Origin of the sequence: Streptomyces chilikensis, from assembly GCF_001642695.1 — a bacterium.
Lineage (GTDB): Bacteria > Actinomycetota > Actinomycetes > Streptomycetales > Streptomycetaceae > Streptomyces > Streptomyces chilikensis.
Window position 1 is genome coordinate 4,018,469 of the sequence record NZ_LWCC02000005.1, and the last position, 26,889, is coordinate 4,045,357.

Consider the following 26,889-nt stretch of genomic DNA (forward strand, 5'->3'; position numbering starts at 1 on the left):
ACCGGTGCCGGGTGACACCGCCTCGCGGCTCTAGGGGATCGATGACTGAGTATGGCCGGGGCCAAGGCTCCGAACCGTGGCATCCCGGTGACCCGTACTACGGGGACGACGGATGGGGAGGCCGGCACCCCCAGGGGCAGCAGCACCCGCAGCACCCCCAGGGGCAGCAGGCCCCGTACGGCGGCCAGCAGCAGTACCCGGAGCACGACCCGTACGGCCAGCAGCACCAGCAGCAGTACGACGACGGCCACCAGCAGCAGCACCAGCAGCAGTACGACGACGGTTACGGGAACCAGCAGCACCAGCAGCAGTACGGCGGTGACTGGGGAACCGGGCAGCAGTCGCAGTACGGCGGGGGCCACGACCCGTACGGCCAGCAGCAGCACCAGCAGCACTACGACGACGGCCACCAGCAGCACCAGCAGCAGTACGACGACGGCCACCAGCACCAGCACCAGCACCAGCAGCAGTACGACGACGGCTACGGGCAGCAGCAGGGCTACGTCCCGGAGGGCGGCGGCCGGCCGGACACCGGTCACGACCGCCCCGACCGGGACGCCGAGCCGCAGGAGGAGCAGCACCCCTTCTTCACCGGCGGCGACGACGACGAGGACGACGGCCCCAAGGAGCCGCGTGACCGCCGAGGGCGCGGCAGCGGCGGCGGCCGGTCGGACCGCAGGGGCCGCGGCGGCGACCGCGGCCGCGGCGAGGGCCGCAAGAACGGCCGCGGCTGCCTGATCGCCGCGGTGGTGATCGGCGCGGTGGTCGTCGGCGGCGGCTACTACTTCTACCAGGAACGTTTCGCCGCGCCCCCGGACTACTCGGGCGACGGCAACGGCCAGATCGTCACCATCTCCATCCCGCCCGGCTCCGCGGGCGCCGAGGTCGGCCGGATCCTCAAGGAGAAGGGCATCGTCAAGAGCGTCGACGGCTTCGTCGCGGCGCTCACCGAGAACGGCGGTGACCTGCAGGCGGGCGCGTACCAGCTCGAGAAGGAGATGTCCGCGGAGAGCGCCGTGGAGTGGCTGCTCGACCCGAGGAAGAGCCAGGCCAAGGGCGTGGTGGTCACCGAGGGCATGCGCAACGTCAACGTCTACGCGGCGATCGACAAGAAGCTCGGGCTGGACAAGGGCGCGACCCAGAAGATCGCCGAGACGAAGGCCGACGAGCTCGGCCTGCCCGAGTGGGCGGCCGACAGCGAGGACATAAAGGACCCGCTGGAGGGTTTCCTCTTCCCGGCGACCTATCCCGCCTCCGAGGACACCAAGCCCGAGGACCTCCTCAAGGACATGATCAAGCGGTCCGTCGAGGTCTACGAGAAGCACGGGGTCGAGACCGAGTACAAGAAGCACGGTCTGGACAGCCCCCTGGAACTGGTGACCGTGGCCAGCCTGGTGCAGGCCGAGGGCATCGACCACAAGGACTTCACCCAGATCGCCGAGGTCGTCTACAACCGGCTCTCCCCGCAGAACGACCAGACGGCGGGCCGGCTGGAGTTCGACTCGACGTACAACTACTTCAAGAACCAGACCGAGCTCGACATCTCGGCCCAGGACCTCCGCAACACCGATCACCCGTACAACACGCACTACGTGCGGGGCCTGCCGCCCGGCCCGATCGGCAACCCCGGTGAGGAGGCGCTCAACGGCGCGCTCAACCCCACCGACAAGGGCTGGTACTTCTTCGTCTCGCTGGACGGGACGACGCACTTCACCAAGACCTACGAGGAGCACCTGGTCTGGGAGCGGAAGTTCCAGGACAGCCTGAGGGAAGGCGAATGACCGCAGGAGCCCGCCGCGCCGCCGTGCTCGGCTCGCCGATCGCCCACTCCCTCTCGCCCGAGCTGCACCGGGCCGCCTACGCGGCGCTCGGTCTGGACGGCTGGACGTACGACCGGTTCGAGACCGACGAGGCCGCCCTGCCCGGCTTCCTCGAGGGACTCGGCCCGGAGTGGGCCGGGCTCTCGCTGACCATGCCGCTCAAGCGGGCGGTGATCCCGCTGCTCGACTCGGTCAGCGAGACCGCCGCGTCGGTGGAGGCCGTCAACACGGTGGTGTTCACCGAGGACGGCCGTCGCGTCGGCGACAACACCGACATCCCCGGCATGGTCGCCGCCCTGCGCGAGCGCGGCATCGAGAGGACCGACTCCGCGGCGGTCCTCGGCGCCGGCGCCACCGCCTCCTCCGCGCTGGCCGCGCTGGCGCGGATCTGCGCGGGCGAGATCACGGTGTACGTCCGCAGCGAGGCGCGCGCCGCCGAGATGCGGGAATGGGGGGACCGGCTCGGGGCGGACGTGCGGATCGCCGCCTGGGACGACGCCGCCGAGGCGCTGCGCGCCCCGCTGGTGATCGCCACCACGCCGGCAGGCGCGACCGACGCGCTGGCCGAGGCGCTGCCGGACCGGCCGGGCGCGCTGTTCGACGTGCTCTACGAACCGTGGCCGACCCGGCTGGCGGCCCGCTGGTCGGAGGCGGGCGGAGCGCTGGTCGGCGGGCTCGACCTGCTGGTCCACCAGGCGGTGCTCCAGGTCGAGCAGATGACCGGACGGGCCCCGGGCCCGCTGGCCGCCATGCGGGAGGCGGGCGAGCGGGCACTGGCCGCCCGCTGACCCCGCCCCGCCCGCACCTCCGGCCGGCGTTCTGACGGGTGTCCCGCCCGCGCCTCCGGCCGGCGTCCCCGCCCGCAACCTGACTGGTGCCCCGGCCCGCACCCCCGGGCGGTGCCCCGCCCGCGCTTTTGACCGGCGTTTCCGGCTGACGCCCCTGGTCCGCACTCCAGGGTGGTGTCCCGTCCGCGCCTCGGCCCGCGCCGGGCAGCCGCCGTCCAGTCGTACTCCGGCGGCGGTCGAGGCGGCGTCGCCAGGATGCCGTGGGCGGGCCACCGGTCCGCTGCCGCGAGCCCCTCGTCCGGGCGCGGATCCCGGGCCGCCCCGGCGTCTCCTCCAGTGGGACGCCGTGTCCGACGGGTGGACCGGTGGACCGCCCGCATCCCCCGGCATGGGAGGATCGGGGGCAAGGTGCGTCAGGTCAGGACCTGTGCGCGCCGTCGCCTCACCACTGGCGCGAGCAGGAGGAGCACCGTTGAGCAGGTTGCGCTGGCTGACCGCGGGGGAGTCCCACGGACCCGCACTCGTCGCGACGCTGGAAGGACTTCCGGCCGGCGTGCCGGTCACCACCGAGCTGGTGGCCGACCACCTCGCCCGCCGCCGCCTCGGCTACGGCCGCGGCGCCCGGATGAAGTTCGAGCGCGACGAGGTCACCTTCCTCGGCGGTGTGCGCCACGGCCTCAGCCTCGGTTCCCCGATCGCGATCATGGTGGGCAACACCGAGTGGCCCAAGTGGGAACAGGTCATGTCCGCCGACCCGGTCGACCCGGAGATCCTCGCCGGGCTCGCCCGCAACGCGCCGCTGACCCGCCCCCGCCCCGGCCACGCCGACCTGGCCGGCATGCAGAAGTACGGCTTCGACGAGGCCCGTCCGATCCTGGAGCGCGCCTCCGCCCGCGAGACCGCCGCCCGCGTCGCCCTCGGCGCCGTCGCCCGTTCCTACCTCAAGGAGACGACCGGCGTCGAGATCGTCTCCCACGTGGTCGAACTGGCCTCCGCCAAGGCCCCCTACGGCGTCTACCCGACCCCCGCGGACACCGAGAGGCTGGACGCCGACCCGGTGCGCTGCCTGGACGCCGACGCCTCGAAGCGGATGGTCGCCGAGATCGACCAGGCCCACAAGGACGGCGACACCCTCGGCGGCGTCGTCGAGGTGCTCGCCTACGGCGTGCCGGTCGGCCTCGGCTCGCACGTCCACTGGGACCGCCGCCTCGACGCCCGGCTGGCCGCCGCGCTGATGGGCATCCAGGCCATCAAGGGCGTCGAGGTCGGCGACGGCTTCGACCTGGCCCGCGTCCCCGGCTCGCAGGCGCACGACGAGATCCTCCCCGGTGAGGACGGCATCCGCCGCGCCACCGGCCGCGCCGGCGGCACCGAGGGCGGTCTGACCACCGGCGAGCTGCTGCGGGTGCGCGCCGCGATGAAGCCCATCGCCACCGTCCCCCGCGCCCTGCGCACCGTCGACGTCACCACCGGCGAGCCCACCCAGGCCCACCACCAGCGCTCCGACGTGTGCGCCGTGCCCGCCGCGGGCATCGTCGCCGAGGCCATGGTGGCCCTGGTGCTGGCCGACGCGGTGGCGGAGAAGTTCGGCGGCGACAGCGTCCCCGAGACCCGCCGCAACGTGCGGTCCTACCTCGACGGCCTGACCGTCCGATGAGCCCCGCGAGCGGCGGACCGCGCCTGGTCCTGGTGGGCCCGATGGGCGTCGGCAAGTCCACCGTGGGCGCCCTGCTCGCCCAGCGGCTGGGCGTCGCCTACCGGGACACCGACGACGACATCGTCGCCGCCGAGGGCCGCGCCATCTCCGAGATCTTCGTCGACGACGGCGAGGAGCGGTTCCGCGTCCTGGAGAAGGCCGCCGTGCGGACCGCCCTCGCCGAGCACGAGGGCGTCCTCGCCCTCGGCGGCGGCGCGATCCTCGACGCGGACACCCGGGCGCTGCTGACCGGCCACCCGGTCGTCTATCTGTCGATGGACGTCGAGGAGGCCACCCGGCGCACGGGGCTCAACGTCGCCCGGCCCCTGCTCGCGGTCAACCCGCGCAAGCAGTGGCGGGAGCTGATGGAGGCCCGGCGCCACCTGTACACCGAGGTCGCCCGCGTGGTGGTCCCCACCGACGCGCGCACCCCCGAAGAGGTCGCCGAGGCGGTCCTCGACGCACTGGAGAAGGACGAAGCATGAGCACCAGCGAGGCCGTGACCCGGATCGAGGTCGCCGGAACGGCCGGCACCGAGGCCTACGAGGTCCTGGTCGGACGGCAGCTCCTCGGCGAGCTCGGCGCCCTGGTGGGGGACAAGGCCAAGCGCGTCGCCGTGATCCACCCCGAGGCGCTCGCCGACACCGGCGACGCGCTCCGCGCCGACCTGGCCGAGCAGGGCTACGAGGCCGTCGCCATCCAGGTGCCGAACGCCGAGGAGGCCAAGACCGCCGAGGTCGCCGCCTACTGCTGGAAGGCGCTCGGCCAGACCGGCTTCACCCGCACGGACGTGATCGTCGGCGTCGGCGGCGGCGCCACCACCGACCTCGCCGGCTTCGTCGCCGCCACCTGGCTGCGCGGAGTGCGCTGGATCGCCGTCCCCACCACCGTGCTCGCCATGGTGGACGCGGCCGTCGGCGGCAAGACCGGCATCAACACCGCCGAGGGCAAGAACCTGGTCGGCGCCTTCCACCCGCCGGCCGGCGTGCTGTGCGACCTGGCCGCGCTGGACTCGCTGCCCGTCCACGACTACGTCTCCGGGCTCGCCGAGATCGTCAAGGCCGGCTTCATCGCCGACCCGGTGATCCTCGACCTGATCGAGGGCGACCCGGAGGCGGCGCGCACCCCCGAGGGCCCGCACACCGCCGAGCTGATCGAGCGCGCCATCCGGGTCAAGGCCGAGGTGGTCTCCTCCGACCTCAAGGAGTCGGGCCTGCGGGAGATCCTCAACTACGGCCACACCCTGGCGCACGCCATCGAGAAGAACGAGCGCTACAAGTGGCGGCACGGCGCGGCCGTCGCCGTCGGCATGCGGTTCGCCGCCGAGCTCGGCCGGGTCGCCGGACGGCTCGACGACGCCACCGCCGACCGGCACACCGAGGTCCTGCGCTCCCTCGGCCTGCCGCTGACCTACCGCTACGACCAGTGGCCCAAGCTGCTGGAGAACATGAAGGTCGACAAGAAGTCCCGCGGCGACCTGCTGCGCTTCATCGTCCTGGACGGCCTGGCCCGTCCGACCGTGCTGGAGGGACCGGACCCGGCGGTGCTGCTCGCCGCCTACGGCGAGGTCGCCGAGTAGTCCGGAAGACGCCGCCCTCCCCGGCCCGGGGGCACTTTCCCGCCGCCCCGCCCGTTCCCCACCAGACGGCGCGGGGCGGTACCGTTCCGACGGCCGGTACGACGTATGCGACCACGAGACGGAGTGGCAGGCGATGCAGCACGCGGTGGGGTCCGAACTGCCGCCTCCCCACGGGCCCGGGCGGACCGCCTGGGCGGGGCAGGCGCCGGAGGCGACCGGTCAGATGCCGTTGCCCCAGGGAGGCCCGGTGCCCGCCCCGGGCGCGCCTCCCGCGCCGGGCGGCGTCCATCCCGTGGCGCCGCCGCCCGACCCGCGGACGGCGGTCCTCGCGGTCCTGCTGATCGGCCCCGCCGGGGCCGGCAAGACCAGCGTCGCCAAGTACTGGGCCGACCACCGCAGGGTGCCCACCGCCCACGTCAGCCTGGACGACGTCCGCGAATGGGTGCGGTCCGGCTTCGCCGACCCGCAGACCGGATGGAACGAGCAGTCCGAGACCCAGTACCGCCTGGCCCGCCGCACCTGCGGCTTCGCCGCCCGCAACTTCCTCGCCAACGGCATCTCCTGCGTCATCGACGACGCCGTCTTCCCCGACCGCCCGGTGCTCGGCCTCGGCGGCTGGAAGCGGCACGTGGGCCCCGGACTGCTGCCGGTGGTGCTCCTGCCGGGGCTCGAGGTCGTGCTGGAGCGCAACGCCCGGCGCTCCGGGAACCGGCGGCTCACCGACGAGGAGGTCGCCCGGATCCACGGGCGGATGGCCGGCTGGTACGGCTCGGGCCTGCCCATCATCGACAACTCCCAGATGGACGTCCCCACCACCGCCCGGCTGCTGGACGAGGTGCTGGCCCGCTCGCTGGCGGCGCCCCCGCAGTGGTGACGCCGGCCCGGCCCCGGCCGCGCCGGCCCGTCCGGAGGCACGGGGAGGGCGCCGCCCCCCGACCGGCGGCGCTCAGGACGCGGCCGGACACGGCGGAACATACGCTCGGGCCATGCCAGAGGTGTTCGCCGCCCGTCGGGCGCGGCTGAGGGAACGCTGCCACGCTGCCGGCAGCGCCGCCGCGCTGGTCACCCGCCCCGCCAACGTGCGGTACCTGGCGGGCGCGGCCCCGCCGGGCGCCGCGCTGCTGCTCGCGCCGCGCGACGGCGCCGAGGACGTGCTGCTCTGCCCGCACCCGCTGGAGGAACAGCAGCCGGCCGGCGCCCGCGAGGGCGGCCGGCCCGACGACCTGCTGCGGATCCGCCCGCTGGGCGGGAGCCTGTCCCCCGAGGGCGGCGACGCCGCGGTGGCCGCGGCCGGACTGGCGGCCGAGGAGGGCGCCGACTCGCTCGCCGTGGAGGAGCACCACCTCACCGTGGCCCGCCACCGCGCCATCGGCTCGGTGGCCTCCCGGCTCCGGCTCACCGACCTCGGCACCGCCGTGGAGCAGATGCGGGTGGTCAAGGACGAGGAGGAGATCGCCTGCCTGCGGGCGGGCGCGGAGATCGCCGACCAGGCGCTCGGCGAGTTGCTGGAGTCCATCCTGGTGGGCCGCACCGAACGCCACCTCGCGCTGGAACTGGAGCGCCGCCTGGTCGACCACGGCGCCGACGGCCCGGCGTTCCCCACCTCGGTGGCCACCGGCCCGCACGCCGGGCGGCCCGGCCACCGGCCCACCGACCGCAGGGTGGAGGAGGGCGACTTCCTCTCCGTCTGCATGGGCGCCGCCTACCAGGGATACCGGTGCGAGATCGGCCGTACGTTCGTCATCGGCACCACCCCCGCGGACTGGCAGATCGAGCTCTACGACGTGGTCTTCGCCGCCCAGCGGGCGGGGCGGGAGGCCCTGGCGCCGGGCGCCGAGCACCGCGAGGTGGACCGGGCGGCACGCCAGGTCCTCGCCTCCGCCGGCTACGGCAGCGCCCTGCCCGCCCGCACCGGACACGGTGTGGGACTGGAAATCGCGGAGGACCCGCAGTTGGCCCCCGCGACCATGGGTAAACTGGACGCTTGCGTGCCGGTCACCGTCGAGCCGGGGGTTCACCTCCCCGGTCGGGGCGGGGTCCGGATCGATGACACGCTCGTCGTGCGCCCCGAGGCGGACGGCGGACCCGAGCTACTCACCATCACGACCAAGGAGCTGCTCGCGCTGTAGCCTCCGGGCCGCGGCGCTCCTGCCCCGGGGTCGTCCACGTCAGTCCAGGAGATTCCGCAACCGTGGCTTCCACGAACGACCTCAAGAACGGCATGGTGCTCAAGCTCGAAGGCGGCCAGCTCTGGTCCGTCGTCGAGTTCCAGCACGTCAAGCCCGGCAAGGGCCCGGCCTTCGTGCGCACCAAGCTCAAGAACGTGCTCTCCGGCAAGGTCGTCGACAAGACCTTCAACGCCGGCGTCAAGGTCGAGACGGCCACCGTTGACAAGCGCGACATGCAGTTCTCGTACATGGACGGCGAGTACTTCGTGTTCATGGACATGGACACCTTCGACCAGCTGATGATCGACCGCAAGGCCGTCGGCGACGCCGCCAACTTCCTGGTCGAGGGCTTCACCGCCACGGTCGCCCAGCACGAGGGCGAGGTGCTCTTCGTCGAGCTGCCGGCCGCCGTCGAGCTGACCGTCGCCGAGACCGAGCCGGGCGTCCAGGGCGACCGCTCCACCGGTGGCACCAAGCCGGCCGTCCTGGAGACGGGTCACCAGATCCAGGTTCCGCTCTTCATCACCACCGGTGAGAAGATCAAGGTCGACACCCGCACCAGCGACTACCTCGGCCGGGTGAACAGCTAACCGTGGCTGCCCGCAATACGGCCCGCAAGCGCGCCTTCCAGATCCTCTTCGAGGCCGACCAGCGCGGCGCCGACGTGCTGTCCGTCCTGGCCGACTGGGTCCGGCACTCCCGGAACGACTCCCGGCAGCCGCCGGTGAGCGAGTACACGATGCAGCTGGTCGAGGGATACGCGGACCACGTGCGCCGCATCGACGAGCTCATCGCCCAGTACGCGGTGGACTGGACGCTGGACCGGATGCCGGTCGTCGACCGCAACATCCTGCGGCTCGGTGCCTTCGAGCTCATCTGGATGGATGAGACCCCCGACGCCGTGGTGCTGGACGAGATGGTGCAGCTGGCCAAGGAGTTCTCGACCGACGACTCGCCCGCGTTCGTCAACGGACTGCTGGGACGGCTGAAGGACCTCAAGCCGTCGCTGCGGCGGGAAGAGGCCTGAGCCGCGCGCTCGTCACGACGCCGCATTGCCGAAGGGCCCCAGCGTGCCGCTGGGGCCCTTCGGCGTTTTCGTTTCCGCGTGCTCGTGTCGCGTGTTTGTTCGCCCGGCCGGTGGCGGGGGAGGGGTCAGCTCTCCTCGTGGACCACCGCGCGGCGCGCGTCGGCGTCCAGGACGCCCCAGCTGATCAGCTGCTCGGTGAGCACCGAGGGGGACTGGTCGTAGATCACGGCCAGGGTGCGCAGGTCGTCCTGACGGATCGACAGCACCTTGCCGTTGTAGTCGCCGCGCTGGGACTGGATCGTCGCCGCGTAGCGCTGCAGCGGGCCGGCCTTCTCCACCGGCACGTGCTGGAGGCGCTCGAGGTCGAGGACCAGCTTCGGCGGGGGCTCCGCGGCGCCGCCCGGCGTGGTGCCGGGAAGCAGCTCCTGGACGGGGACGCCGTAGAAGTCCGCCAGCTCGGCCAGGCGCTGCACGGTCACGGCGCGGTCCCCGCGCTCGTAGGAACCGACCACGACGGCCTTCCAGCGGCCCTGGGACTTCTCCTCCACACCGTGGAGGGACAGGCCCTGCTGGGTGCGGATGGCCCGGAGCTTGGCCCCGAGCTGCTTTGCGTATTCGCTGGACATAAAGCTCCCGGACAGTCGGCGGCGCGTGCGGTCTGCGGTGCTTCGCGGGGCATGCCGCACGGTTGGTAACTCACTGTAAGGTTACGCAGCGTTACTCTCCCCCGTCAAGCGGAATGGTCCGGACCGACGGTTCGATGATCGGTTCGCCGAGTTGCTCCGAAAGGGTGAGTCCCGGGGGGAATCCCCGGAGGTGCGGGGGGTGGGCCGGGGTGTTCGGGCGCCTGTTAGGGTAGGGGGCGTAAACACGACGTCCTTTAAAGTCCGTCCCGTGAGGCGGAGAAGGGGGTCCTTTTCGTATGGATACGAACAGCTCCGCACCAGCGGCGCAGGGGTCCGACGCACGTGCCGTGCTCGAGGCCCAGGACATCGCGCGGGTTCTGACCCGCATCGCGCACGAGATCGTCGAACGCGCCAAGGGCGCCGAGGACGTCGTGCTGCTCGGCATCCCGACCAGGGGCGTCTACCTCGCCCGGCGGATCGCCGACAAGCTCGAGGAGATCACCGGACGGAAGATCCCCGTCGGCTCCCTCGACATCACCATGTACCGCGACGACCTGCGGCTCCAGCCCCCGAGGGCGCTCGCCCGCACCGACATCCCCGGTGACGGCGTCGACGGCCGCCTGGTCGTCCTCGTCGACGACGTGCTCTTCTCCGGCCGCTCGGTCCGCGCCGCGCTCGACGCGCTGAACGACATCGGCCGCCCGCGGGCGGTGCAGCTCGCCGTCCTCGTCGACCGCGGCCACCGCGAACTGCCGATCCGGGCCGACTACGTCGGCAAGAACCTCCCCACGTCGCTGCGGGAGACGGTCAAGGTCCAGCTCGCCGAGGAGGACGGTCGCGACACCGTGCTGCTCGGCACCAGGCCGGCCCCCCAGGGCGAACGCCGGTAGACCCGTCGGCGCACCCGCGCCACCCGGGGTGCGCCCGCGCGTCCGCGCCTGCCCGAAATCTCCCAGATGATCCTTCCCACGGAGCCTGCCCGATGAAGCGCCACCTCATCTCGGCCGCCGACCTGACCCGCGACGACGCCGTCCACATCCTCGACACCGCCGAGGAGATGGCACGGGTCGGCGACCGCACGGTCAAGAAGCTTCCCGCCCTGCGCGGCCGCACCGTCTGCAACCTCTTCTTCGAGGACTCGACCCGCACCCGGATCTCCTTCGAGGCCGCCGAGAAGCGGCTGTCCGCCGACGTCATCAACTTCGCCGCCAAGGGATCCAGCGTCTCCAAGGGCGAGTCCCTCAAGGACACCGCCCAGACGCTGGCCGCCATGGGCGTGGACGCGGTGGTCATCCGCCACAGCGCCTCCGGCGCCCCCTACCGGCTGGCCACCTCGGGCTGGATCGACGCCCCGGTGATCAACGCCGGCGACGGCACCCACCAGCACCCCACCCAGGCCCTGCTGGACGCCTTCACCATGCGCCGCCGCCTGATCGGCCCGGACGCCGGCCTCGGCCAGGACCTGACCGGCAAGCACGTCACCATCGTCGGCGACGTCCTGCACAGCCGGGTCGCCCGCTCCAACGTGGACCTGCTGCACACGCTGGGCGCGCACGTCACCCTGGTCGCCCCGCCCACCCTGCTGCCGGTCGGCGTGGAGACCTGGCCCTGCGAGGTCTCCTACGACCTCGACTCCGCCCTCCCCAAGGCCGACGCGGTGATGATGCTCCGCGTCCAGCGGGAACGGATGAACGCCGCCTTCTTCCCCACCGAGCGCGAGTACTCCCGCCGCTACGGCCTGGACGGCGACCGGATGGCGAAGATGCCCGACCACGCGATCGTGATGCACCCCGGCCCGATGGTCCGCGGCATGGAGATCACCGCCGAGGTCGCCGACTCCGAGCGCTGCACCGTCACCGAGCAGGTCGCCAACGGCGTTTTCACCCGGATGGCCGTCCTTTACCTGCTGCTCGGCGGCAAGACCGACGGCGGCACCGCCAACGGCGGCACCACCCACGAACGCACTCCCGGCGAGTGAACCCGCACCGAGGAAAGGCAGAACCCATGAGCAAGACCCTGATCCGCGGTGCGCGCGTGCTCGGCGGCGAGCCGCAGGACGTGCTGATCGACGGCGCCGTCGTCGCCGCCGTCGGCACCGGCCTGGACGCCGAGGGCGTCGACACCGTGGTCGAGGCGGACGGCAAGGTCCTCCTGCCGGGCCTGGTCGACCTCCACACCCACCTGCGCGAGCCCGGCCGCGAGGACTCCGAGACGGTCCTCACCGGCACCCGTGCCGCCGCCAAGGGCGGCTACACCCAGGTGTTCGCCATGGCCAACACCTTCCCCGTCGCGGACACGGCCGGCGTGGTCGAGCAGGTGTACCGCCTCGGCCAGGAGCACGGCTACTGCGACGTGCAGCCCATCGGCGCCGTCACCGTCGGCCTGGAGGGCGAGAAGCTCGCCGAGCTCGGCGCCATGCACGAGTCCGCGGCCGGCGTGACCGTCTTCTCCGACGACGGCAAGTGCGTCCACGACGCGGTGATCATGCGCCGCGCCCTGGAGTACGTGAAGGCATTCGGCGGCGTCGTCGCCCAGCACGCCCAGGAGCCCCGGCTCACCGAGGGCGCCCAGATGAACGAGGGAGTGGTCTCCGCGGAGCTCGGCCTCGGCGGCTGGCCGGCGGTGGCCGAGGAGTCGATCATCGCCCGCGACGTCCTGCTCGCCGAGCACGTCGGCTCCCGCGTCCACATCTGCCACCTGTCCACGGCCGGCTCCGTCGAGATCGTCCGCTGGGCCAAGTCCCGCGGCATCGACGTCACCGCCGAGGTCACCCCGCACCACCTGCTGCTCACCGACGAGATGGTGCGCAGCTACAACCCGGTCTACAAGGTCAACCCGCCGCTGCGCACCGAGCGCGACGTCATGGCCCTGCGGGAGGCGCTGGCCGACGGCACCATCGACATCGTCGCCACCGACCACGCCCCGCACCCGCACGAGGACAAGGACTGCGAGTGGGCCGCCGCCGCCATGGGCATGGTCGGCCTGGAGACCGCCCTGTCCGTGGTGCAGGAGACCATGGTGGAGACCGGCCTGCTGGACTGGGCCGGCGTCGCCGACCGGATGTCCGCCGCGCCCGCCCGGATCGGACGGGCCAAGGGCCACGGCCGTCCGGTGGCCGTCGGAGAACCCGCGAACCTGACCCTGGTCGACACCGCATACCGTGGAGGCGTGGACCCCGCGGGCTTCGCCTCCCGCAGCCGCAACACCCCCTACGAGGGCCGTGAGCTGCCGGGCCGTGTCACCCACACGTGGCTGCGGGGCAAGGCCACCTACTCCGACGGGAAGCTCGCGTGACGACCTCGACCCCCCTCCTCCTCGTGAACCTCGCCGCCGAGGCCGAACGCAAGTCGGCCGAGGTCACCAACTGGCCGGGCCGCATCGCCTGGGTCGTCGGCCTCGCCCTGTTCGTCGCGCTGGTCTACTGGCTGATGCGCGAGGGCTGGAAGTGGCGCAGCACCCTCCAGGGCGACCTGCCCGAACTGCCCCAGGCCCCCGGGACGGCCGGCGAACCGAAGCTGACCCTCTCCGGCCGCTACCACGGCTCCACCACCGCCCACCAGTGGCTGGACCGCATCGTGGCCCGCGGCCTGGGCACCCGGAGCCGGGCCGAGCTCACCCTCACCGACGCCGGACTGGCCGTCGGCCGCCCCGGCGCGGACGACTTCTTCGTCCCCGCCGGACAGCTCCGCGGAGCCCGGCTCGACAAGGGCATCGCCGGCAAGGTCCTCACCGAGGGCGGACTGCTCGTGGTGACCTGGGAGCACGGCGACCGGCTGATCGACTCCGGGTTCCGCTCCGACCGGTCGACCGAACACCCCGCGTGGGTGGCCGCCCTCAACGACATGATCGAACAGCACGACAAGCAGACGGAAGGCGCACGATGACGACCTCCACCAGGGGAGCCAAGGCTCCCGCAGTACTCGTCCTGGAGGACGGCCGGATCTTCCGCGGCCGCGCCTACGGGGCCGTGGGGGAGACCTTCGGCGAGGCCGTCTTCTCCACCGGCATGACCGGCTACCAGGAGACCCTCACCGACCCGTCCTACCACCGCCAGGTGGTCGTCATGACGGCGCCGCACGTCGGCAACACCGGCATGAACGAGGAGGACCGCGAGTCCCACAAGATCTGGGTGTCCGGCTACGTCGTCCGTGACCCCGCCCGGGTCCCCTCCAACTGGCGCTCCACCCGCACCCTCGACGACGAGCTCGCCGAGCAGGGCGTCGTCGGCATCAGCGGCATCGACACCCGCGCCCTCACCCGCCACCTGCGCGAGCGCGGCGCCATGCGCGTCGGCATCTTCTCCGGCGAGGCCGTCGCCTCCGAGGAGGCGCTGCTCGCCAAGGTGCGCGAGGCCGCCCCGATGAAGGGCGCCAGCCTCTACGAGGAGGTCGCCACCACCGAGGCGTACGTCGTCCCGGCACAGGGCGAGAAGAAGTTCACGGTGGCCGCGATCGACCTCGGCATCAAGGGCATGACGCCCTACCGCATGGCCGAGCGCGGCATCGAGGTCCACGTCCTGCCCGCCACCGCCACCCTCGACGAGATCTACGCCGTGAACCCCGACGGCGTGTTCTTCTCCAACGGCCCCGGCGACCCGGAGACGGCCGACCACCCCGTCGAGCTGATGCGGGGCGTCCTGGAGCGCTCCACCCCGCTCTTCGGCATCTGCTTCGGCAACCAGATCCTCGGCCGCGCCCTCGGCTTCGGCACCTACAAGCTGAAGTACGGCCACCGCGGCATCAACCAGCCGGTGCAGGACCGCACCACCGGCAAGGTCGAGGTCACCGCCCACAACCACGGATTCGCCGTCGACGCCCCGCTCGACAAGGTCTCCGACACCCCCTTCGGCCGCGCCGAGGTCTCCCACGTCTGCCTCAACGACGACGTCGTCGAAGGCCTGCGGCTCCTCGACCGGCCCGCGTTCAGCGTCCAGTACCACCCCGAAGCGGCAGCCGGCCCGCACGACGCCGCCTACCTGTTCGACCGCTTCGTCTCTCTCCTGGAGGGCCAGCGTGCCTAAGCGCACCGATATCCAGTCCGTCCTGGTCATCGGCTCCGGCCCGATCGTCATCGGCCAGGCCGCGGAGTTCGACTACTCCGGCACCCAGGCATGCCGCGTCCTCAAGGCCGAGGGCCTGCGCGTGATCCTGGTCAACTCCAACCCGGCGACGATCATGACCGACCCGGAGATCGCCGACGCCACCTACGTCGAGCCGATCACCCCCGAGTTCGTCGAGAAGATCATCGCCAAGGAGCGCCCCGACGCCCTCCTGCCCACCCTCGGCGGCCAGACCGCGCTCAACACCGCGATCTCCCTCCACGAGAACGGCACGCTCGCCAAGTACGGCGTGGAGCTGATCGGCGCCAACGTGGAGGCCATCCACAAGGGCGAGGACCGCGACCAGTTCAAGCTGGTCGTCGAGGAGGTCCGCAAGAAGATCGGCCACGGCGAGTCCGCCCGCTCCGTCATCTGCCACTCGATGGACGACGTCCTCGCCGGCGTCGAGACGCTCGGCGGCTACCCGGTCGTGGTCCGCCCCTCCTTCACCATGGGCGGCGCCGGCTCCGGCTTCGCCCACGACGAGGAGGAACTGCGCCGCATCGCCAGCCAGGGCCTCACGCTCTCCCCGACCACCGAGGTCCTCCTGGAGGAGTCCATCCTCGGCTGGAAGGAGTACGAGCTGGAGCTGATGCGCGACAAGCACGACAACGTCGTGGTCGTCTGCTCCATCGAGAACTTCGACCCGATGGGCGTCCACACCGGCGACTCCATCACCGTCGCCCCGGCGATGACCCTCACCGACCGCGAGTACCAGGTCCTCCGCGACATCGGCATCGCCGTCATCCGCGAGGTCGGCGTCGACACCGGCGGCTGCAACATCCAGTTCGCGGTCAACCCCGAGGACGGCCGGGTCATCGTCATCGAGATGAACCCGCGCGTCTCCCGCTCCTCCGCGCTCGCCTCCAAGGCCACCGGCTTCCCGATCGCCAAGATCGCCGCCAAGCTGGCCGTCGGCTACACGCTGGACGAGATCCCCAACGACATCACCGAGCAGACCCCGGCCTCCTTCGAGCCCACGCTCGACTACGTCGTGGTCAAGGCCCCCCGCTTCGCCTTCGAGAAGTTCCCCTCCGCCGACTCCACCCTCACCACCACCATGAAGTCGGTGGGCGAGGCCATGGCCATCGGCCGCAACTTCACCGAGGCGCTCCAGAAGGCGCTGCGCTCGCTGGAGAAGAAGGGCAGCCAGTTCACCTTCACCGGGGACCCCGGCGACAAGGCCGAGCTGCTCGCCGAGGCCGTCCGCCCCACCGACGGCCGCATCAACACCGTGATGCAGGCGATCCGGGCAGGCGCCACCCCGGAGGAGGTCTTCGAGTCCACGAAGATCGACCCCTGGTTCGTCGACCAGATGTTCCTGCTCAAGGAGCTCGCCGACGAACTGGCCGCCGCCCCCGAGCTCACCCCCGGCCTGCTCGCCGAGGCCAAGCGCCACGGCTTCTCCGACCAGCAGATCGGTGAGATCCGCGGCCTGCGCGAGGACGTCGTCCGCCAGGTCCGGCACGCCCTCGGCGTCCGCCCGGTCTACAAGACGGTCGACACCTGCGCCGCCGAGTTCGCCGCGAGGACCCCGTACTTCTACTCCTCCTACGACGAGGAGAGCGAGGTCGCCCCGCGCGAGCGCGCCGCGGTGATCATCCTGGGCTCCGGCCCCAACCGCATCGGCCAGGGCATCGAGTTCGACTACTCCTGCGTCCACGCCTCCTTCGCGCTCAGCGACGCCGGCTACGAGACCGTGATGGTCAACTGCAACCCGGAGACCGTCTCCACCGACTACGACACCTCCGACCGGCTCTACTTCGAGCCGCTCACCCTGGAGGACGTCCTGGAGATCGTCCACGCCGAGCAGCAGGCGGGCCCGGTCGCCGGTGTGATCGTCCAGCTCGGCGGCCAGACCCCGCTGGGCCTGTCCCAGGCGCTCAAGGACAACGGCGTGCCCGTGGTCGGCACCTCCCCGGAGGCGATCCACGCCGCCGAGGACCGCGGCGCCTTCGGCCGCGTCCTGGCCGAGGCCGGCCTGCCCGCCCCCAAGCACGGCACCGCCACCACCTTCGCCGAGGCCAAGAGGATCGCCGACGAGATCGGCTACCCCGTCCTGGTCCGCCCGTCCTACGTGCTCGGCGGCCGCGGCATGGAGATCGTCTACGAGGAGTCCCGCCTCGAGGCCTACATCGCCGAGTCCACCGAGATCTCCCCGGACCGCCCGGTCCTGGTCGACCGCTTCCTCGACGACGCGGTCGAGATCGACGTCGACGCCCTCTACGACGGCACCGAGCTCTACCTCGGCGGCGTCATGGAGCACATCGAGGAGGCCGGCATCCACTCCGGCGACTCGGCGTGCGCCCTGCCCCCGATCACCCTCGGCGGCTACGACATCAAGCGGCTGCGCGCCTCCACCGAGGCCATCGCCAAGGGCGTCGGCGTCCGCGGTCTGATCAACATCCAGTTCGCGCTCGCGGGCGACATCCTCTACGTCCTGGAGGCCAACCCGCGCGCCTCGCGCACCGTGCCCTTCACCTCGAAGGCCACCGCGGTGCCGCTCGCCAAGGCCGCCGCGCGCATCTCGCTCGGCGCCACCATCGCCGAGCTGCGCGCCGAGGGCCTGCTGCCGGCGAACGGCGACGGCGGCGACCTGCCGCTGGACGCGCCGATCTCCGTCAAGGAGGCCGTGATGCCGTGGTCGCGCTTCCGCGACGTGCACGGCCGCGGCGTGGACACCGTCCTCGGCCCGGAGATGCGCTCCACCGGCGAGGTCATGGGCATCGACTCGGTCTTCGGCACCGCCTACGCCAAGTCGCAGGCCGGCGCCTACGGCCCGCTGCCCACCAAGGGCCGCGCCTTCATCTCGGTCGCCAACCGGGACAAGCGCTCGATGATCTTCCCGGCCCGCGAGCTGGCCGCCGCCGGCTTCGAGCTGCTCGCCACCTCCGGCACCGCCGAGGTCCTGCGCCGCAACGGCATCCCCGCCACCGTGGTGCGCAAGCAGTCCGAGGGCGAGGGCCCGAACGGCGAGAGGACCATCGTCCAGCTGATCCACGACGGCCAGGTCGACCTCATCGTCAACACGCCGTTCGGCACCGGCGGCCGCCTCGACGGCTACGACATCCGCACCGCCTCCGTCGCCCGCGGCGTCCCCTGCCTCACCACCGTCCAGGCGCTCGCCGCCGCGGTGCAGGGCATCGACGCCCTCACCCAGGGCGACGTCTCGGTCCGCTCCCTGCAGGAACACGCGGAACAGCTGACCGCGTCGCGCGGACAGTGACCGACGAGGGGGACACCGGAAGGTGTCCCCCTCCTCATGAGGAGCCCTTTTTCATGTACAAGCTTTTCTTCCGCCTGGTGTTCTCCCGCATGGACCCGGAGAACGCCCACCACCTCGCCTTCCGGTGGATCCGCCTGGCCGCCCGGATCCCCGTCCTGCGGACCTTCCTCGCCGCCTGGCTCGCCCCCCGGTACACCGAGCTGCGCACCGAGGCGTTCGGCCTGCGGATGCACGGCCCGTTCGGCCTGGCCGCCGGGTTCGACAAGAACGCCGTCGCCATCGACGGCATGGCCATGCTCGGCTTCGACCACGTCGAGATCGGCACCGTCACCGGTGAGGCCCAGCCCGGCAACCCCAGGAAGCGCCTCTTCCGGCTGGTGGCCGACCGCGCGCTGATCAACCGGATGGGCTTCAACAACGACGGTTCCGCCGCCGTCGCCGCCCGCCTGGCCGCCCGCGAGCCGGTCTTCAGGCCGGTCGTCGGCGTCAACATCGGCAAGACCAAGGCCGTCCCCGAGGAGGAGGCCGCCGCCGACTACGTGAAGTCCGCCGAGCGGCTCGCCCGCCACGCCGACTACCTGGTCGTCAACGTCTCCTCGCCCAACACCCCCGGCCTGCGCAACCTCCAGGCCACCGAGGCGCTGCGCCCGCTGCTCACCGCCGTCCGCGAGGCCGCCGACCGCACGGTGCCCGAACGGCGCGTCCCGCTGCTGGTGAAGATCGCCCCCGACCTCGCCGACGAGGACGTGGACGCCGTCGCCGACCTCGCCGTCGAACTGGGGCTGGACGGCATCATCGCCACCAACACCACCATCGCCCGGGCCGGCCTCGGCCTGCGCTCCTCGCCCGCCCAGGTGCAGGAGACCGGCGGCCTGTCCGGCGCTCCGCTGAAGGAGCGCTCCCTGGAGGTGCTGCGCCGCCTCCACGCCCGCGTCGGCGACCGGATCACCCTGGTCGGCGTCGGCGGCGTCGAGACGGCCGAGGACGCCTGGCAGCGCATCCTGGCCGGCGCCACGCTCGTGCAGGGCTACAGCGCCTTCATCTACGAGGGCCCCCTGTGGGCCCGCGCGATCCACAAGGGCCTGGCCCAGCGCCTGCGCCAGAGCCCCTACGCCACCCTCGCCGAGGCGGTCGGCGCCGACGTCCGCAAAGACGTGAGGAACCCGGAGAACCCGGAGAACCCGGAGAAGGGGAACGCCGCATGAGCCACCTGGAACCCTTCGGCGCGCGCCTGCGCCGGGCCATGGACGAGCGCGGCCCGCTCTGCGTCGGCATCGACCCGCACGCCTCGCTGCTCGGCTCCTGGGGCCTGGCCGACGACGTGGCCGGGCTGGAGCGCTTCAGCCGCACCGTGGTGGAGGCGCTGGCCGGCCGGGTCGCCGTCCTCAAGCCGCAGATCGCCTTCTTCGAGCGCTTCGGCTCCCGCGGCCTCGCCGTGCTGGAGAAGTCGGTGGAGGAGGCCCGCGCCGCCGGCGCCCTGGTGGTGATGGACGCCAAGCGCGGCGACATCGGCTCCACCATGGCCGCCTACGCCGAGTCGTTCTTGCGCGCGGACGCACCGCTCTTCTCGGACGCCCTCACCGTCTCCCCGTACCTCGGCTACGGCTCGCTGAAGCCGGCCGTGGACCTGGCCCGGGAGAACGGCGCCGGGCTGTTCGTCCTGGCCCTCACCTCCAACCCCGAGGGCGGCGAGGTCCAGCACGCCGTGCGCGCCGACGGCCGCAGGATCGGCGCGACGATGCTGGCGCACCTCGCCGAGGAGAACGCGGGGGAGGAGCCGCTCGGCTCCTTCGGCGCGGTGGTCGGCGCGACGCTCGGCGACCTGTCCTTCTACGACCTGGACATCAACGGCCCGCTGCTGGCCCCGGGCATCGGCGCCCAGGGGGCCACCCCGGCGGACCTCCCGCGCGTCTTCGGCGCGGCGGTGCGCGACGTCGTCCCCAACGTCAGCCGCGGCGTCCTGCGCGCGGGCCCCTCGACGGGTGCGCTGCGGGACGCGGCGGAGCGGTTCGCGGACGAGATCCGCGCCGCGGTGGCGGGCTGAGGGCACGCCGAGGGACGCGGTCCGCCGCGGGGAAGGCCCCCCGCGGCGGACGCGCTCCATCCGTATCTCCGCCACGCGACGCGCGAAACCGCTCCGGTATGTCGTAAATGTCGGCAGTGATCGCGCCGCTGGCGAGTCTGACCAGGACTTTTCCGTCGTTCTCGCTGACTCTCGCTGTCCGGAGCGCTAGTCTCCGACCAGAGCCACAGGCCAACTGCGGTGTGTGGCTCGCCAGGTGTGGGGCAAGCAGGTTCCTCACCGGTCCGTATCCGACAGTTCGACATCCGAGGTGACGTAGGCGTGGCTCTTCCGCCCCTTACCCCCGAACAGCGCGCAGCCGCGCTCGAAAAGGCCGCCGCGGCTCGCCGGGAGCGGGCCGAGGTCAAGAATCGACTCAAGCACTCCGGCGCCTCCCTTCACGAGGTCATCAAGCAGGGCCAGGAGAACGACGTCATCGGCAAGATGAAGGTCTCCGCCCTGCTCGAGTCGCTGCCGGGCGTGGGCAAGGTCCGCGCCAAGCAGATCATGGAGCGGCTCGGGATCTCCGAGAGCCGCCGGGTGCGCGGCCTGGGCTCCAACCAGATCGCCTCCCTGGAGCGCGAGTTCGGCGGCAGCGCCTCCTGAGTCCCGGTGCGCCCGGGATTGCTGGAATAATCGGCGCATGGCTGCAACACCCCGGGGGACGACCACCCCCGTCCCCCAGGACGTACGTCCGCGTCTGACCGTGCTCTCCGGCCCCTCCGGGGTCGGCAAGAGCACGGTCGTCGCCCATATGCGCAACGAGCACCCCGACGTGTGGCTCTCCGTCTCGGCGACCACCCGCAAGCCCCGGCCGGGCGAGCAGGACGGTGTCCACTACTTCTTCGTCACCGACGAGGAGATGGACAAGATGATCGCCAACGGCGAGCTGCTGGAGTGGGCCGAGTTCGCGGGCAACCGCTACGGCACCCCGCGCGGGGCCGTGATGGAGCGGCTCGAGGCGGGCAAGCCGGTGCTGCTGGAGATCGACCTCCAGGGCGCGCGCCTGGTGCGCGAGTCCATGCCGCAGGCCCAGCTGGTGTTCCTCGCGCCGCCGTCCTGGGACGAGCTGGTGCGCCGGCTCACCGGGCGCGGCACCGAGTCGCCGGAGGTCATCGAGCGCCGGCTGGAGGCCGCCAAGGTCGAACTGGCCGCCGAGCCGGAGTTCGACGTCACGCTGGTCAACACCTCCGTAGACGCCGTGGCCCGCGAGCTGCTGACGCTGATGGGCGCCGTCTGACGCTCCTCGCCGGCCCCTCGTGCGAGGGGCCGGTCCGAGGTACGCTGCGCGGATCGCCCGGCCGCGCGGCTATACTCCGGGGTGTCGGCCGGACGCACGTGTCGAAAACGTGCATGCCGGCACACGGCAGGTCAAGGACCTGTCCGGCGGTCGGGAGGACCGTCGTAGGGGCGTGCACCCGGTGCCCGCCAACCCCGCCGGAGCGATCGGGCGGGAGAGCTCCAGATCTCATTCACCCTTATCGGAAGGTCAGAGCGTGTCCTCTTCCATGACCGCGCCCGAGGGCATCATCAACCCGCCGATCGACGAGCTCCTCGAGGCCACCGACTCGAAGTACAGCCTGGTGATCTATGCGGCCAAGCGTGCCCGCCAGATCAACGCGTACTACTCGCAGCTCGGTGAGGGCCTCCTCGAGTACGTGGGCCCGCTCGTCGACACCCACGTCCACGAGAAGCCCCTCTCGATCGCCCTGCGCGAGATCAACGCCGGTCTGCTCACCTCCGAGGCCGTCGACGGCCCGGCGACGGACCCGACGCGCTGAGGCGCCGGCTCCCCGGAGCCACCCGTTTTCCGCACCCCAGGCCCGGCAGTCCCACTGCCGGGCCTGCGGTCTGCCCGGGTGCCTCCCGAGGCGGCTCCGTCACCCCCGTAGGCTCAAAGCCACGCAGGCATTCACTTCAGGGAGAGACACGGTGGACACGAGCGTGCACGAGACGGACGGCCGGCCCCGGATCGTCCTGGGCGTCAGCGGCGGCATCGCCGCCTACAAGGCCTGCGAGCTGCTGCGGCGGTTCACCGAGTCCGGCCACGACGTCCGGGTGGTGCCCACCGCCTCCGCGCTGAACTTCGTCGGCGCGCCCACCTGGTCCGCGCTCTCCGGCAACCCGGTCTCCGCCGAGGTGTGGGAGTCCGTGCACGAGGTGCCGCACGTGCGCATCGGACAGCACGCCGACCTGGTCGTCGTCGCCCCGGCCACCGCCGACATGCTGGCCAAGGCCGCCCACGGCCTCGCCGACGACCTGCTCACCAACACCCTGCTCACCGCCCGCTGCCCGGTGGTCTTCGCCCCGGCCATGCACACCGAGATGTGGGAGCACCCGGCCACCCAGGAGAACGTGGCGACGCTGCGCCGCCGCGGCGCGGTGGTGATCGAGCCGGCCGTGGGCCGCCTCACCGGCGCGGACACCGGCAAGGGGCGCTTCCCCGACCCGGTGGAGGTCTTCGAGCTCTGCCGCCGGGTCCTCACCCGCGGTCCCGCGCCGGCCGACCTGGCCGGACGCCACGTGGTGATCAGCGCGGGCGGCACCCGCGAGCCGCTGGACCCGGTCCGGTTCCTCGGCAACCGGTCCTCCGGGAAGCAGGGCTACGCCCTCGCCCGCACAGCCGCCGCCCGCGGCGCCCGGGTCACCCTGGTCGCCGCCAACGCCTCCCTGCCCGACCCGGCCGGGGTCGACGTGGTCCGCGTCGGCACCGCCGTCGAACTGCGCCGGGCCGTGGTGGAGGCGGCCCGGGACGCCGACGCCGTGGTGATGGCCGCCGCCGTCGCCGACTTCCGGCCCGCCGTCTACGCCGAGGGCAAGATCAAGAAGAAGGACGGCCGGGAACCGGAGCCGGTGGCCCTGGTGCGCAACCCGGACGTGCTGGCGGAGATCTCCGCCGACCGGGCCCGGCCCGGCCAGGTGGTGGTCGGCTTCGCCGCCGAGACCCACGACGTCGTGGCCAACGGCAGGGCCAAGCTCAAGCGCAAGGGCTGCGACCTCCTCGTCGTCAACCAGGTGGGCGAGGACCTGACCTTCGGGTCGGAGGAGAACGAGGCGCTGGTGCTCGCCGCCGACGGCGGCGAGACGCCGGTGCCGCACGGCCCCAAGGAGGACCTCGCCGACGTGGTGTGGGACCTGGTCGCCGCCCGGCTGACCGGATGAGGCCGCGGGCCCGGGGGGAATGGCCCGGATGTCCCCGTCCGTCCAGCGGCCTTCCGCCCGTAGGCTGAGATCGGTGGCCCGCCAAACGGGCAGGACCGACTAGACTGTGCCGGACGTCCGGGCGCAGCCCCGAGGCGCCGCCAAGAATTCAGCCAGCAGCCGCTGCAACCCCAGGGAGCGTTGTGTCCCGTCGCCTGTTCACCTCGGAGTCCGTGACCGAAGGTCACCCCGACAAGATCGCTGACCAGATCAGCGACACCATCCTCGACGCGCTGCTGCGCGAGGACCCGACCTCCCGCGTCGCGGTCGAGACGCTGATCACCACCGGCCTGGTGCACGTCGCCGGCGAGGTCACCACCAAGGCCTACGCCCCGATCCCGCAGCTGGTGCGCGACAAGATCCTCGAGATCGGGTACGACTCCTCCAAGAAGGGCTTCGACGGGGCCTCCTGCGGCGTGTCGGTCTCCATCGGCTCGCAGTCCCCCGACATCGCCCAGGGCGTCGACGCGGCCTACGAGGCCCGCGTCGAGGGCGACGACGACGAGCTCGACAAGCAGGGCGCGGGCGACCAGGGCCTGATGTTCGGCTACGCCTCCGACGAGACGCCGACCCTGATGCCGCTGCCGGTCTTCCTCGCGCACCGCCTGTCCAAGCGCCTGTCCGACGTGCGCAAGAACGGGACGATCCCCTACCTGCGCCCGGACGGCAAGACCCAGGTCACCATCGAGTACGACGGGGACAAGGCGGTCCGCCTGGACACCGTGGTCGTCTCCTCGCAGCACGCCTCGGACATCGACCTGGACTCGCTGCTGACCCCGGACATCCGTGAGTACGTGGTGGAGCCGGAGCTGAAGGCGCTCTCCGACGACGGCATCAAGCTGGAGACCGAGGGCTACCGCCTGCTGGTCAACCCGACCGGGCGGTTCGAGATCGGCGGCCCGATGGGTGACGCGGGCCTCACCGGCCGCAAGATCATCATCGACACCTACGGCGGCATGGCCCGTCACGGCGGCGGCGCCTTCTCCGGCAAGGACCCGTCCAAGGTGGACCGCTCGGCCGCCTACGCGATGCGGTGGGTCGCCAAGAACGTCGTCGCGGCCGGTCTCGCCTCGCGGTGCGAGGTGCAGGTCGCGTACGCGATCGGCAAGGCCGAGCCGGTGGGCCTGTTCGTCGAGACCTTCGGCACGGAGAAGATCGAGGTCGAGAGGATCCAGGCCGCGATCTCCGAGGTCTTCGACCTGCGGCCCGCGGCGATCATCCGCGACCTGGACCTGCTGCGGCCGATCTACGCCCAGACGGCGGCGTACGGCCACTTCGGCCGTGAGCTGCCCGACTTCACGTGGGAGCGGACGGACCGCGTGGACGCGCTCAAGAAGGCGGCCGGGGTGTAGTCGCCCCCCCGGCGCGCGTGGCCGAGGCCCGGTTCCCCCGTCGGGGCGCCGGGCCTCGGCCGTGCGCCACCGCGGGGCACGGCACCGCACGTTGTCCGAGCCCGGTGGAAGAATGGCGGCGTGAGCAGCGAAGAGACCTCCGGGGAGGGCGGCGGGCAGGGCGCGCCGCCCGAGCAGCTCGCGCTCATCCGGGAGAGCGTCCGCGAGGCGAAGGCCAAGGTCCCGCGGGCCAAGCCGCGGACCTGGCGCGGCGCCGCCGTCGCCGGGGAACTCCCCGTCGCCCGTGTCCTCGTCGACAAGGGCGTCCTGCACCTCGACCGCTACTTCGACTACGCCGTCCCGGCGGAGCTGGACGCGGACGCCCGGCCCGGGGTCCGGGTCCGCGTCCGCTTCGGCGCGGGCCGCAACCGCGTCCGCGGCGGCCGGCGCGAGGGCGGCGGCCTGGTCGACGGGTTCATCGTCGACCGGCTCGACGAGTCCGACTACAGCGGCCCCCTCGCCGCCCTCGCCCAAGTGGTGTCGCCCGAGCCGGTCCTCGGGCCCGACCTGCTCGCGCTCTGCCGCGCCGTCGCCGACCGCTACGCCGGCAGCCTCGCCGACGTGCTGCAGCTCGCCGTGCCGCCGCGCAACGCCAAGGCGGAGAGGGCTCCCTCCCCCGATCCGCTGCCGCCGCCCCCCGCGCCCGGCGCCGGACCCTGGGGCCGGTACGAGAACGGGCCGGCGTTCCTGGAGAGCCTGGCCCTCGGCGGCTCCCCGCGGGCCGTGTGGAACGCCCTGCCGGGCCCCGCCTGGAGCGAGGAGATCGCCCGCGCCGTGGCCGCCACCCTGGCCTCCGGCCGCGGCGCGCTGGTCGTCGTCCCCGACGGCCGCGCCGCCGCACGGGTCGACGCGGCCCTCACCGCCCTGCTGGGCGAGGGCCGCCACGTCCTGCTGACCGCCGACGCGGGGCCGGAGAAGCGGTACCGGCAGTGGCTGGCCGTGCGGCGCGGCGCGGTCCGCGCGGTGGTCGGCACCCGCGCCGCCATGTTCGCCCCGGTCCGCGACCTCGGCCTGGTGGTGATCTGGGACGACGGCGACGACAGCCACAGCGAGCCGCACGCCCCCCAGCCGCACGCCCGCGAGGTCCTGGAGCTGCGGGCCGCCCACCACCGCTGCGGCTTCCTCCTCGGCGCCTGGAGCACCACGGTGGAGGCCGCGCAGCTCGTGGAGAGCGGCTGGGCGCGGCCGCTGGTGGCGGACCGGGCGCTGGTGCGGACCGCCGCGCCGCTGGTGCGCACCGTCGGCGACCAGGATCTCGCCCGCGACGAGGCGGCGCGGGTCGCCCGGCTGCCCACCCTGGCCTGGCAGACCGCCCGCGAGGGGCTGCGGCACGGACCTGTGCTGGTGCAGGTGCCGCGGCGCGGCTACGCGCCCCGGCTGGCCTGCGCGAACTGCCGGACGCCCGCCCGCTGCCGGCACTGCGCCGGGCCGCTGGAGGGCCAGGACGAGACCCGGCTGGCCTGCGGCTGGTGCGGACGGGCGGAGCCGGAGTGGCACTGCCCGGAGTGCGGGGCGTTCCGGCTGCGCGCCAGCGTGGTGGGCGCGCGGCGGACCGCCGAGGAGCTGGGGCGGGCCTTCCCCTCCGTGCCGGTGCGCACCTCGGGGCGGGAGCAGGTGCTGGACACCGTCCCCGGGGCGCCGGCACTGGTGGTGTCCACGCCGGGGGCCGAGCCGGTGGCCGAGGGCGGCTACGCGGCGGCGCTGCTGCTCGACGGCTGGGCCATGCTGGGACGCCAGGACCTGCGCTCCGGCGAGGAGGCGCTGCGGCGCTGGATCGCCGCGGCGGCGCTGGTGCGGGGCCAGGACGCCGGGGGGACGGTCGTCGTGGTCGCCGAGCCGACGCTGCGGCCGGTGCAGGCGCTGGTGCGGTGGGACCCGGTGGGACACGCGCTGCGCGAGCTGTCCGAACGGGCCGAGCTCGGGTTCCCGCCGGTGTCGCGGATGGCGTCGGTGTCCGGGCCGCCGGAGGCGGTGGCGGAGTTCCTCGCGGGCGCGGAGCTGCCGGCCGAGGCGGAGGTGCTCGGGCCGGTGCCGTTGCCGGTGACGCCCGCGGGGCGGGCGGCGCGGAGAGGGGCGCCGCCGCCGGGGGAGGTCTGGGAGCGGGCCCTGGTCCGCGTGCCGCCCGGGCGGGGCGCGGCGCTCGCCGCCGCCCTCAAGTCCGCCCAGGCCGCCCGCACGGCCCGCGGCGGCGCCACCCCGGTCCGCCT

Annotated in this window: 24 protein-coding genes; 23 read left to right on the forward strand and 1 reads right to left on the reverse strand. The window is 72.9% G+C overall.

The features are described from left to right. Positions 1-41: 41 nt before the first annotated feature. The 9 genes from mltG to nusB all read left to right on the forward strand — a co-directional run bounded on the left by mltG (position 42) and on the right by nusB (position 9,078). Positions 42-1,781 (forward strand): endolytic transglycosylase MltG, encoded by a 1,740-nt coding sequence (mltG, locus tag A2U95_RS18020; protein WP_166023792.1) that lies wholly within the window; start codon positions 42-44, stop codon positions 1,779-1,781. Then, a complete protein-coding gene (locus A2U95_RS18025; protein WP_166023794.1) occupies positions 1,778-2,608 on the forward strand; it encodes a shikimate dehydrogenase in 831 nt (276 codons plus the stop codon). The genes mltG and A2U95_RS18025 overlap by 4 nt, the downstream gene beginning before the upstream one ends. Positions 2,609-3,080: 472 nt before the next feature. Then, a complete protein-coding gene (gene aroC / locus A2U95_RS18030) occupies positions 3,081-4,265 on the forward strand; it encodes a chorismate synthase (RefSeq protein WP_166023795.1) in 1,185 nt (394 codons plus the stop codon). Continuing rightward, positions 4,262-4,789 (forward strand): shikimate kinase, encoded by a 528-nt coding sequence (locus tag A2U95_RS18035; RefSeq protein WP_166023797.1) that lies wholly within the window; start codon positions 4,262-4,264, stop codon positions 4,787-4,789. The genes aroC and A2U95_RS18035 overlap by 4 nt, the downstream gene beginning before the upstream one ends. Continuing rightward, a complete protein-coding gene (gene aroB / locus A2U95_RS18040) occupies positions 4,786-5,883 on the forward strand; it encodes a 3-dehydroquinate synthase (protein WP_166023799.1) in 1,098 nt (365 codons plus the stop codon). Before A2U95_RS18035 ends, aroB begins: the two co-directional genes overlap by 4 nt. A gap of 133 nt (positions 5,884-6,016) precedes the next feature. After that, entirely contained in the window at positions 6,017-6,757 is a 741-nt protein-coding gene (locus tag A2U95_RS18045; protein WP_166023801.1) for an AAA family ATPase, read from the forward strand. A gap of 112 nt (positions 6,758-6,869) precedes the next feature. Continuing rightward, positions 6,870-8,012 carry an aminopeptidase P family protein gene (locus A2U95_RS18050; RefSeq protein ID WP_166023803.1) on the forward strand — a complete coding sequence of 381 codons (1,143 nt, stop codon included), beginning with the start codon at positions 6,870-6,872 and terminating at the stop codon, positions 8,010-8,012. Between the two features lie 62 nt (positions 8,013-8,074). Further along, on the forward strand, positions 8,075-8,641 hold the full coding sequence (efp, locus tag A2U95_RS18055) for an elongation factor P (RefSeq protein WP_166023805.1): 567 nt from the start codon (positions 8,075-8,077) through the stop codon (positions 8,639-8,641). Positions 8,642-8,643: 2 nt separating this feature from the next. Further along, positions 8,644-9,078: a transcription antitermination factor NusB gene (nusB, locus tag A2U95_RS18060; RefSeq protein WP_166023807.1), complete on the forward strand. Its 435-nt coding sequence runs from the start codon at positions 8,644-8,646 to the stop codon at positions 9,076-9,078. Positions 9,079-9,203: 125 nt separating this feature from the next. On the opposite strand, the gene bldD is transcribed toward nusB, so the two are convergent. Next, on the reverse strand, positions 9,204-9,704 hold the full coding sequence (gene bldD / locus A2U95_RS18065) for a transcriptional regulator BldD (RefSeq protein WP_166023809.1): 501 nt from the start codon (positions 9,702-9,704) through the stop codon (positions 9,204-9,206). A gap of 296 nt (positions 9,705-10,000) precedes the next feature. Here bldD and pyrR point away from each other — a divergent pair, with 296 nt between their 5' ends. The 14 genes from pyrR to A2U95_RS18135 all read left to right on the forward strand — a co-directional run. Further along, positions 10,001-10,594, forward strand: a complete 594-nt coding sequence (gene pyrR, locus A2U95_RS18070) for a bifunctional pyr operon transcriptional regulator/uracil phosphoribosyltransferase PyrR (RefSeq protein ID WP_166023811.1) — start codon at positions 10,001-10,003, stop codon at positions 10,592-10,594. A gap of 92 nt (positions 10,595-10,686) precedes the next feature. After that, a complete protein-coding gene (locus tag A2U95_RS18075; protein ID WP_166023813.1) occupies positions 10,687-11,682 on the forward strand; it encodes an aspartate carbamoyltransferase catalytic subunit in 996 nt (331 codons plus the stop codon). Positions 11,683-11,708: 26 nt separating this feature from the next. Next, the gene (locus A2U95_RS18080; RefSeq protein ID WP_166023815.1) at positions 11,709-12,998 is read left to right on the forward strand and encodes a dihydroorotase; all 1,290 of its coding nucleotides are present in this window, start codon (positions 11,709-11,711) and stop codon (positions 12,996-12,998) included. Next, the gene (locus A2U95_RS18085; protein ID WP_166023818.1) at positions 12,995-13,588 is read left to right on the forward strand and encodes a PH-like domain-containing protein; all 594 of its coding nucleotides are present in this window, start codon (positions 12,995-12,997) and stop codon (positions 13,586-13,588) included. The genes A2U95_RS18080 and A2U95_RS18085 overlap by 4 nt, the downstream gene beginning before the upstream one ends. After that, complete coding sequence (carA, locus tag A2U95_RS18090) at positions 13,585-14,724, forward strand: glutamine-hydrolyzing carbamoyl-phosphate synthase small subunit (protein WP_166023820.1); 1,140 nt, start codon at positions 13,585-13,587, stop codon at positions 14,722-14,724. Before A2U95_RS18085 ends, carA begins: the two co-directional genes overlap by 4 nt. Continuing rightward, on the forward strand, positions 14,717-18,028 hold the full coding sequence (gene carB, locus A2U95_RS18095) for a carbamoyl-phosphate synthase large subunit (RefSeq protein ID WP_166023822.1): 3,312 nt from the start codon (positions 14,717-14,719) through the stop codon (positions 18,026-18,028). Before carA ends, carB begins: the two co-directional genes overlap by 8 nt. Positions 18,029-18,081: 53 nt before the next feature. Then, on the forward strand, positions 18,082-19,233 hold the full coding sequence (locus A2U95_RS18100; RefSeq protein ID WP_166023824.1) for a quinone-dependent dihydroorotate dehydrogenase: 1,152 nt from the start codon (positions 18,082-18,084) through the stop codon (positions 19,231-19,233). Further along, entirely contained in the window at positions 19,230-20,072 is an 843-nt protein-coding gene (gene pyrF / locus A2U95_RS18105) for an orotidine-5'-phosphate decarboxylase (RefSeq protein ID WP_166023826.1), read from the forward strand. The genes A2U95_RS18100 and pyrF overlap by 4 nt, the downstream gene beginning before the upstream one ends. A gap of 300 nt (positions 20,073-20,372) precedes the next feature. Next, the gene (locus tag A2U95_RS18110) at positions 20,373-20,696 is read left to right on the forward strand and encodes an integration host factor (protein ID WP_108957087.1); all 324 of its coding nucleotides are present in this window, start codon (positions 20,373-20,375) and stop codon (positions 20,694-20,696) included. A gap of 37 nt (positions 20,697-20,733) precedes the next feature. Then, complete coding sequence (gene gmk, locus A2U95_RS18115) at positions 20,734-21,330, forward strand: guanylate kinase (protein ID WP_166023828.1); 597 nt, start codon at positions 20,734-20,736, stop codon at positions 21,328-21,330. A 256-nt stretch (positions 21,331-21,586) separates the two neighbouring features. Continuing rightward, a complete protein-coding gene (gene rpoZ / locus A2U95_RS18120) occupies positions 21,587-21,871 on the forward strand; it encodes a DNA-directed RNA polymerase subunit omega (protein ID WP_108957089.1) in 285 nt (94 codons plus the stop codon). 151 nt (positions 21,872-22,022) lie between these two features. Further along, entirely contained in the window at positions 22,023-23,252 is a 1,230-nt protein-coding gene (gene coaBC, locus A2U95_RS18125) for a bifunctional phosphopantothenoylcysteine decarboxylase/phosphopantothenate--cysteine ligase CoaBC (RefSeq protein ID WP_240957356.1), read from the forward strand. A 182-nt stretch (positions 23,253-23,434) separates the two neighbouring features. Continuing rightward, positions 23,435-24,643 (forward strand): methionine adenosyltransferase, encoded by a 1,209-nt coding sequence (metK, locus tag A2U95_RS18130; RefSeq protein ID WP_166023830.1) that lies wholly within the window; start codon positions 23,435-23,437, stop codon positions 24,641-24,643. Positions 24,644-24,763: 120 nt separating this feature from the next. Next, positions 24,764-26,889 (forward strand): primosomal protein N' (locus A2U95_RS18135; protein WP_166025346.1); only part of this gene is annotated, 2,126 nt, incomplete at its 3' end.

Bases quoted from the DNA above. Each gene is read 5' to 3' on its own strand.
- A2U95_RS18045 (WP_166023801.1), top strand. From the start codon at position 6,017: ATGCAGCACGCGGTGGGGTCCGAACTGCCGCCTCCCCACGGGCCCGGG.
- aroB (WP_166023799.1), top strand. From the start codon at position 4,786: ATGAGCACCAGCGAGGCCGTGACCCGGATCGAGGTCGCCGGAACGGCC.
- gmk (WP_166023828.1), top strand. From the start codon at position 20,734: ATGGCTGCAACACCCCGGGGGACGACCACCCCCGTCCCCCAGGACGTA.
- pyrR (WP_166023811.1), top strand. From the start codon at position 10,001: ATGGATACGAACAGCTCCGCACCAGCGGCGCAGGGGTCCGACGCACGT.
- bldD (WP_166023809.1), bottom strand. From the start codon at position 9,704: ATGTCCAGCGAATACGCAAAGCAGCTCGGGGCCAAGCTCCGGGCCATC.
- mltG (WP_166023792.1), top strand. From the start codon at position 42: ATGACTGAGTATGGCCGGGGCCAAGGCTCCGAACCGTGGCATCCCGGT.
- A2U95_RS18100 (WP_166023824.1), top strand. From the start codon at position 18,082: ATGTACAAGCTTTTCTTCCGCCTGGTGTTCTCCCGCATGGACCCGGAG.
- A2U95_RS18035 (WP_166023797.1), top strand. From the start codon at position 4,262: ATGAGCCCCGCGAGCGGCGGACCGCGCCTGGTCCTGGTGGGCCCGATG.
- A2U95_RS18075 (WP_166023813.1), top strand. From the start codon at position 10,687: ATGAAGCGCCACCTCATCTCGGCCGCCGACCTGACCCGCGACGACGCC.
- carA (WP_166023820.1), top strand. From the start codon at position 13,585: ATGACGACCTCCACCAGGGGAGCCAAGGCTCCCGCAGTACTCGTCCTG.
- A2U95_RS18050 (WP_166023803.1), top strand. From the start codon at position 6,870: ATGCCAGAGGTGTTCGCCGCCCGTCGGGCGCGGCTGAGGGAACGCTGC.
- A2U95_RS18080 (WP_166023815.1), top strand. From the start codon at position 11,709: ATGAGCAAGACCCTGATCCGCGGTGCGCGCGTGCTCGGCGGCGAGCCG.
- pyrF (WP_166023826.1), top strand. From the start codon at position 19,230: ATGAGCCACCTGGAACCCTTCGGCGCGCGCCTGCGCCGGGCCATGGAC.
- A2U95_RS18025 (WP_166023794.1), top strand. From the start codon at position 1,778: ATGACCGCAGGAGCCCGCCGCGCCGCCGTGCTCGGCTCGCCGATCGCC.